7 protein-coding genes are annotated in these 7,696 nt (G+C 72.4%); all 7 read left to right on the top strand.

The window, feature by feature from the left end:
- Positions 1-515 (top strand): ROK family protein (locus ACWDX9_RS56420; protein WP_449971166.1); only part of this gene is annotated, 515 nt, incomplete at its 5' end.
- The gene (locus ACWDX9_RS56415; protein WP_449971163.1) at positions 512-1,408 is read left to right on the top strand and encodes a carbohydrate ABC transporter permease; all 897 of its coding nucleotides are present in this window, start codon (positions 512-514) and stop codon (positions 1,406-1,408) included. The genes ACWDX9_RS56420 and ACWDX9_RS56415, both read left to right, overlap by 4 nt.
- On the top strand, positions 1,401-2,207 hold the full coding sequence (locus tag ACWDX9_RS56410) for a carbohydrate ABC transporter permease (protein WP_449971161.1): 807 nt from the start codon (positions 1,401-1,403) through the stop codon (positions 2,205-2,207). The genes ACWDX9_RS56415 and ACWDX9_RS56410 overlap by 8 nt, the downstream gene beginning before the upstream one ends.
- 12 nt (positions 2,208-2,219) lie before the next feature.
- Positions 2,220-3,476 carry an ABC transporter substrate-binding protein gene (locus ACWDX9_RS56405; protein ID WP_449971158.1) on the top strand — a complete coding sequence of 419 codons (1,257 nt, stop codon included), beginning with the start codon at positions 2,220-2,222 and terminating at the stop codon, positions 3,474-3,476.
- Positions 3,477-3,494: 18 nt separating this feature from the next.
- Positions 3,495-4,637, top strand: coding sequence for a glycoside hydrolase family 15 protein (locus ACWDX9_RS56400; protein WP_449971155.1), 1,143 nt, complete (start codon positions 3,495-3,497; stop codon positions 4,635-4,637).
- Positions 4,634-6,874, top strand: coding sequence for a glycoside hydrolase family 31 protein (locus ACWDX9_RS56395; protein ID WP_449971153.1), 2,241 nt, complete (start codon positions 4,634-4,636; stop codon positions 6,872-6,874). The genes ACWDX9_RS56400 and ACWDX9_RS56395 overlap by 4 nt, the downstream gene beginning before the upstream one ends.
- A 10-nt stretch (positions 6,875-6,884) precedes the next feature.
- Positions 6,885-7,696, top strand: an 812-nt coding sequence (locus ACWDX9_RS56390) for a serine/threonine-protein kinase (protein WP_449971150.1), incomplete at its 3' end; no start/stop codon positions are given.

The raw sequence follows: 7,696 nt of genomic DNA, 5'->3' as shown, positions 1-7,696 counted from the left end.
GGGCGCGCGGCGGCGCGGGCGAGTTCGGCCACCTGCCGGTGGACCCCGGCGGGCCGGTGTGCGGATGCGGGGCCCGGGGCTGCCTGGAGGCGTACGTCGGTGCCGCCGGCCTGCTCGCCGCGGCCCGGGCCAAGAACGTCCATCTCGATCTGCCGGCGCTCGGCCGGGCCGCCGCCGGGGGCGACTCGGGGGCGACGGAGGTGTTCGCCGAGGCCGGGGCCATCCTGGGGCGGGCCACCGCCGGGCTCATCAACGTCGTCGACCCCGAGGTCGTGGTGGTGCTCGGCGAGGGGACGGCCGACTGGCCGCTCTGGCGGGCGAGCTTCGACGCGGCGCTCAGGGCGCAGCTCTACCCGGGCCGGCGTGACATCTCCGTCGAGGTGGAGAGCTGGGACGACACGAGCTGGGCCCAGGGCGCGGCGGCCCTGGTGCTGGCCACCCCGTTCGACGCGGCGGGGGCGGCGGGCGAGCAGGGCCGCCTGGTGCGGGCCCGCCTGATCGGGGCGACGCCGTGACCCCCGCCCAGGGCCCGCCCAGGAAGGGCTGGCGGTACGGGGCCACCGTCGCCGTGTTCCTGCTCCCCAGCCTCGTCCCCCTGACCCTCTACACGCTCATCCCGATGCTGGGCTCGTTATGGACGAGCCTGCACGAGTGGGACCTCATCACCGACATGCGCTGGGTCGGCCTGGACAACTACGCCGAGCTGATCGGCGACCCCGAGACCCGGGCGGCCTTCCTCCACACGCTCTCCTTCATCGCCGGCTATCTACCGCTCGTCTACGTCGGCGGGCTGGGCCTGGCCGTGCTGCTGAACCGGGCGATGCGGGGCCGGAGCCTGCTGCGCGGCATCTACTTCCTGCCGGTGATCACGAGCTGGGTGGTCGTCGCGCTGATGTGGAAGTGGCTGCTCAACCCCGCCGGCGGCGTCGTGAACTGGGCGCTCGGCCTGCTCGGGATCGGCGGCCCCGGCTGGTGGACCGACCCGGACTGGGCGATGCCGTCGATCATCCTGGCCTCGGCCTGGAAGGACCTGGGCTTCGTGATGATCATCCTGCTGGCCGGGCTGCAGGCGATCCCCCGCGGGTACCAGGAGGCCGCCATGGTGGACGGCGCGTCGGCCTGGCGCAGGTTCCGGCACATCACGCTGCCGCTGCTGTCGCCCTCGACGTTCTTCGTGGTCGTGATCTCGCTGATCAACGGCTTCCAGGTCTTCGACCAGGTCAAGATCATGACCGGCGGGGGTCCCGGGGGCGCGACGCAGGTGGTGGTGTCGCAGATCTACGACCTGACCTTCAGGTACGGCAGGGCGGGTGCGGCCTCGGCGCTGTCCTGGCTGCTGTTCGCCGCGGTGCTGCTGGTGACGGTCGTGCAGATCCGAGGTCAGAAGCGGTGGGTGACCTATGGGTAGGATCCTCCGCTACCTGCTGGTCGGGCTGGGCGCGCTGGTCATGTTGTTCCCGTTCGCGTGGGCGGTGATCACCTCCATCACGCCCGGTGACGCGGTGCTGGCCGTGCCGCCCGACTTCACGCCCGAGGGCGCGAGCCTCGACGCGTACGGCAAGCTGCTGGAGACGTTGCCGTTCTGGCGCATCGTGCTCAACAGCGCCTGGATCGGCGCCGCCTCCACCGCGCTGCAGCTCGTCACGAGCGCGATGGCGGCCTACGCGTTCGCCCGGCTGCCGTTCCCGGGCCGGGGCGCGCTGTTCGCGGTCTATCTCGCGACGCTGATGATGCCGCTGCCGGTGCTGGTCGTGCCGCTGTTCATCGAGATGCGCACGTTCAACCTGGTCGACACGTATTTCGCGCTGCTCGCGCCGACGATCGCCTCGGCGTTCGGGGTGTTCCTGCTGCGGCAGGCGGTCAACCAGGTGCCGCGGGAGTTCGACGAGGCGGCGGTGCTGGACGGAGCCGGACATTTCAGGATCTTTCTGTACGTGGTGCTGCCGCTGATCCGCCCGGCGCTGGCCACGTTCGCCATCTTCGGCTTCATGGCCAGCTGGAACAGCTACCTCTGGCCGCTGATCATCATCAAGTCGCCCGAGTTCATGACCCTCCCCCTGGGCCTGGCCACGCTGCACGGCCAGTTCACCACCGAGTGGGACGTGGTCATGGCGGGCTCGGTGATCAGCGTCGTACCGATCCTCATCCTCTACGTCTTCGCGCAGAAGCACGTCATCGCCAGCGTCGCGCAGAGCGGGCTCAAGTAAAGGAATCCCCCCATGTCCAGACATTTCCTCATCGTCGCTGCGGCCACGGCGTTGCTCGCCTCCGCCTGCTCCCAGGGCTCGGCCACGAAGGCCACGACCGGCGCGGACGGCAGGGTGACCCTGCGGTACTTCACCTTCTCGGCGGCCCCCGACCACGTCAAAGACCTGGACACGATCGAGAAGGCCTTCGAGAAGGAGAACCCGAAGGTGGACGTGGTCGTCGAGACCGCGCCGTTCGACCAGTACTTCACCAAGCTCCAGACCAGCATCGCGGGCGGCACCGCGCCGGACACCTTCGAGCTCAACTACGAGAACTTCGTCACCTACGCCAGTGCCGGCTCCCTGCTCGACCTCGGCGGCGTGGCGGGCGACGGCGACACCTCGGTCTACGCCCAGGAGTCGCTCAACGCGTTCAAGCGCGACGGCAAGCAGTACGCCCTGCCCGCGTCGTTCTCGACGGTCGTGCTCTTCTACAACAAGGACCTGTTCGAGAAGGCCGGGGTCGCCCCGCCCACGGCGGACTGGACGTGGGCCGACGAGCAGGCCGCGGCCGCGAAGCTGACGGACCGGAAGAAGGGCGTGTACGGCGACTTCCAGCCGGTGCAGTTCTTCGAGTTCTACAAGACGCTCAAGCAGGCGGGCGGCGAGTTCCTGTCGGCCGACGGGAAGAGGGCGGCCTTCGACAGCCCGCAGGGCGTCAAGGCGGCGCAGTGGCTGGTCTCCAAGGTGGGGAAGACCATGCCGACCGAGGCGGAGATCGGCGGCACCGCCGACTACGACACGAACCTCTTCAAGTCCGGCAAGCTCGCCATGTGGCACAACGGCATCTGGCAGTTCGCGGGGCTGAAGGACGTGCCGTTCGCGTGGGACGTGGTCGTCGAGCCCGGTGACGCCGCCAAGGCCAGCGCGGTCTTCCACAACGCCGTCGCCGCCTCCGCCACCACGAAGCACGCCAAGGAGGCCTGGGCGTGGGCCCGCTTCCTGTCCTCGTCGGACACCGCGGCCACCACGCGCGTCGAGTCCTCCTGGGAGCTGCCGCCGGTCGCCGACCAGCAGGTGCTCGCCGGTTACCTCAAGGACCCGAAGCCGGCCAACCGGCAGGCCGTGTTCGACTCGCTCAAGTCCATCGCGCTGCCGCCGGTCATCAAGCGGCAGCAGGAGATGCAGGACGCGGTGACCAAGCAGCTCGGCGAGGCCGCGGCCGGGCGCAAGCCGGTGGCGGACGCGCTCAAGGCCGCCGCCGCCGACGTGAACGCCCTGCTCGGCTGATCATTAGGAGAGTTCTCGTTGTCCCTCGTCGCGCACAGCCTCGACGTGATCAAGAGATTGCAGTCCCCCACCGGGGCCTATCCGGCCTCGCCCACCTTCTCCGCCTACCGCGGCTACTCGTGGCTGCGGGACGGGGCCTTCATCGCCGAGGGGGTGAGCAGGCACGGCGACGTGGCCGGGGCGGACGCCTTCCACGCCTGGTGCGCCCGCGTGGTCGGCGACCGGGCGGGCCAGGTGGACGCGCTGGTCTCGCGGGCCGCCCGGGGTGAGGCCGTGCCGGTCGCGGAGATGTTGCCGACCCGCTTCACCCTCGACGGGGTGGACGGGGACGACGACTGGTGGGACTTCCAGCTCGACGGGTACGGGACGTGGCTCTGGGCGCTGCGCGAGCACGCCGCGCGGCACGGCAGGGCGGTCCCCGGGGTCGAGAAGGGGGTCAGGGCGACCGTCCGGTACCTGACGGCGTTCTGGCACCTGCCCTGCTACGACTGGTGGGAGGAGCACGTCGAGCAGCGGCACGTGGCCACGCTCGGCGCGATCCACGCGGGCCTGCGGGCCGCCGCCGCGCTCGGCGTGCTGAGCGCGGCCGAGGAGGCGTCGGCCGCCGAGGCGGTCGAGGGCATCGCGGCGCTGGTGGAGCGCGACGGTCTCATCCGGGACGGGTCCGTCGCGGCGCCGGCGGAGCGGGACGGCCTCACCCGGGACGGGTCCGGCCCGCCGCGGCTGCGGAAGTGGCTCGGCGGCGACGCCGTGGACGCGAGCCTGCTCGCGTGCGTGGAGCCGTTCGGCCTCTACCCGGCCGCGCACCCGGTCGGGGCGGCCACCGTCGCCGAGGTGGAGCGCGTGCTCGCCAGGGACGGCGGGGTGTACCGCTACCTCGCCGACACCTTCTACGGCGGGGGCCGGTGGGTGCTGCTGGCCGGCTTCCTCGGCTGGAACCACGCCAGGGCGGGACGCCCCGCCAAGGCCCGGCGCTACCTGGACTGGATGGCCGCCCAGGCCACCCCCGGCGGTGACCTGCCCGAGCAGGTGTCCGACCTGCTGCTGGCGCCCGGGCGGCGGCAGGAGTGGCTCGACCGCTGGGGGCCCGTGGCCACGCCGCTGCTGTGGTCGCACGGCATGTACCTGATCCTCGCCGACGAGTTGGGAGTACACGCATGATCCGGCATCGGCCGCACGGCTCCGGGCACCCGTACGCCGAGACCGAGGACCAGCGCGTCCCGGCCAGACCCATGGACGGGGAGCCGGTGGAGCTGCGGGTGCGGGCCTCGGCGAACGTGACCGCCGTGGTGTGCGAGTGGGCCGCCGACGGCGCGCCGCCGATCGAGCTCCCCCTGACCAGGAGCGACGCCCGTACGCGGGCCGGCGCGGGCGTGGACGGCGGCCATCTCGCCGCCGCCCAGGCCAGGGCCACGCGGGCCGCCGCCGGGTCGTGGGCCGTGCGGACGCCCGCGCTGCGGGCGGGGCACCGCTACGCCTACCGCTTCCGCGCCGCGGCCGCCGGCGGCGGGACCCGTACCGGCAGGTGGTTCGAGGTGTCGGCGGCGAGCTGGTCGGACGACGGCGGGAAGCTCGACGTCACCGGCGCCGACCGGATCGTGCCGGGGAGCGTGCGGTGGCTGTCGGACGGCGACGGGCCGCTCCGGGTGCGGTTCGAGCTGGAGCTGGGGCCGGAGGAGCACGTCGTGGGGTTCGGCGAGCGGTTCGACGCCGTGGACCAGCGCGGACGCGAGCTCGACGCGGTCGTCTTCGAGCAGTACAAGGCGCAGGGGCGGCACGGCCGCACCTACCTGCCGATGCCGTTCGCGATGGTCGTGGGCGGGCCCGCGAGCTGGGGCTGGCACGTACGGACCTCGCGGCGCACCTGGTACGACGTGGGCGCCTCGACGCCCGGCCGGGTGCGGGTGGAGGCCGAGGTGGGCCGGGACGGCGAGCTGGGCGTGCGCTTCCACGACGGCGGCACGCCCGCCGATGTCCTGCGCGGCTTCCTCGACGACGTCGGGCGGCCCACGGAGCTGCCGCCGTGGGTGTTCCGGCTGTGGGCCAGCGGCAACGAGTGGAACACGCAGGAGCGGGTGCTGGCCGAGATGGACCGTCACCGCGAACACGGCATCCCCGTCGGCGCGCTGGTCATCGAGGCGTGGAGCGACGAGAGCACGTTCACGGCGTTCAGAGGGGCCGAGTACGAGCCCTCCGGGGAGCCGCACCGCCTGGCCGACTACACCTTCCCGCCCGACGGGCCCTGGCCCGACCCCAAGGGCATGGTGGACGAGCTGCACCGCAGGGACATCAAGGTGCTGCTCTGGCAGATCCCGCTGCAGAAGACGCGCCCCCACCCGCGGCACCAGGCCGCCGTGGACGCCGGGCAGCTCGTCGAGCGTGGGTACGGCGTGCGCGAGCCCGACGGCCGCCCCTACCGCAACCGGGGCTGGTGGTTCCCGCTCGCGCTCATGCCCGACCTGTCCTCCCAGGAGGTGCGCGACTGGTGGACGGCCAAGCGCCGCTACCTGGTCGAGGAGGTGGGCGTCGACGGCTTCAAGACGGACGGCGGCGAGCACGCCTGGGGCCACGACCTGCGCTACGCCGACGGGCGCGACGGCGCGGCGGGCAACGGGCTGTTCCCCGTCCACTACGCGCGGGCCTTCGGCGACCTGCTGCGGTCGTGCGGCAAGGCGCCGGTGACGTTCAGCCGGGCCGGGTTCGCCGGGTCGCAGCCGCACGGCGCGTTCTGGGCCGGGGACGAGGACTCCACGTGGGAGGCGTTCAGGTCCTCGATCAGGGCCGGGATCACGGCCTCCGCCTGCGGGATCGTCTACTGGGGCTGGGACCTGGCCGGTTTCTCCGGCGAGGTGCCGGAGGCGGAGCTGTACCTGCGGGCGGCGGGGGCGGCGGCGTTCATGCCGATCATGCAGTACCACTCGGAGTTCAACCACCACCGCGCGCCCCTCAGGGATCGCACGCCGTGGAACGTCGCCGCCCGGACCGGGGACGAGCGGGTGATCCCGGTGTTCCGGCGGCTGGCCGAGCTGCGCGAGCGGCTGGTGCCGTACCTGGTGGAGCAGGCCCGTACGGCGGTCGGCGGCGGCGCGCCGCTCATGCGCGGCCTGTTCTTCGACCACCCGCGCGACCCGCTGGTCTGGCGTCACCCCCTGCAGTACAAGCTCGGGGACGCGCTCCTCGTGGCCCCCGTGACCGAGCCCGGCATTTCGGAAATTTCGGTCTACCTTCCGGACGGCGACTGGATCGACGTCTGGACCGGGCGCGACCTGGCGGGCGGCCGGGAGGTGACAATGCCCGCCGCCCTCGATCACCCGCCCGTCACCTGCGCGAAGGAGCACTGGACACGCCTCGCGGAAGTGTTCACCGACTTGCCGAAAGCACGCCGGACACGATGTTAGCCTCGGTACCGTGCTAGGGGCCGGGACCACTCTCAATGATCGCTACGTGCTCGCCGACCGCCTGGGCGGCGGTGGTATGGGCGAGGTGTGGCGTGCCGACGACACGGTTCTCGGGCGCGCGGTGGCGGTCAAGGTGCTCATGCCCGCGTTGTCGGAAAACCCGGCGTTCATCCAGCGCTTCCAGAACGAGGCCCGCGCCATGGCCACGCTCCGGCACCCCGGCGTGGTCGACGTCTACGACTACGGCATCTGCGAGGTCGAGGGCCGCCAGGTCAGCTTCCTGGTGATGGAATACGTGCGCGGCGAGTCGCTCGACCGCGTCCTGCGGCGCGGCCCGCTCGGCGCCGAGGCCACCATGCGGCTGATCGCGGAGGTCGGCGACGCGCTGGCCGCCGCGCACGCGCAGGGCATCGTCCACCGCGACGTCAAGCCCGCCAACCTCATGATCAGGACCGACGGCGGCGTGGTGCTCACCGACTTCGGCATCGCCCACTCGGCCTCGGCCGGCCATCTGACGGCCACGGGCACGATGCTCTGCTCGGCCGGCTACTGCGCTCCCGAGCTGGCCACGGCCAGCGACGTGACGCCGTCGGTCGACGTCTACGCCCTGGGCGTGGTGGCGTACGAGTGCCTGACGGGAGAGCTCCCGTTCCAGGGCGACACACCCGTACAGATCATCTTCAAGCACCTCAACGCCCCCATCCCGCAGCTGCCTCACGACGTGCCTCCCGGGCCGCGCCAGGTGGTGGCGCGGGCGCTGGAGAAGACGCCCGACCGGCGCTGGCCGTCGGCCGCCGTGATGGCGGAGGCCGCGCGCAAGGC

The sequence above is a fragment of the Nonomuraea sp. NPDC003201 genome (genome assembly GCF_053590415.1).
Note: the sequence above shows the minus strand (reverse complement) of the source record. Positions and strands in the feature narration are given on the sequence as shown.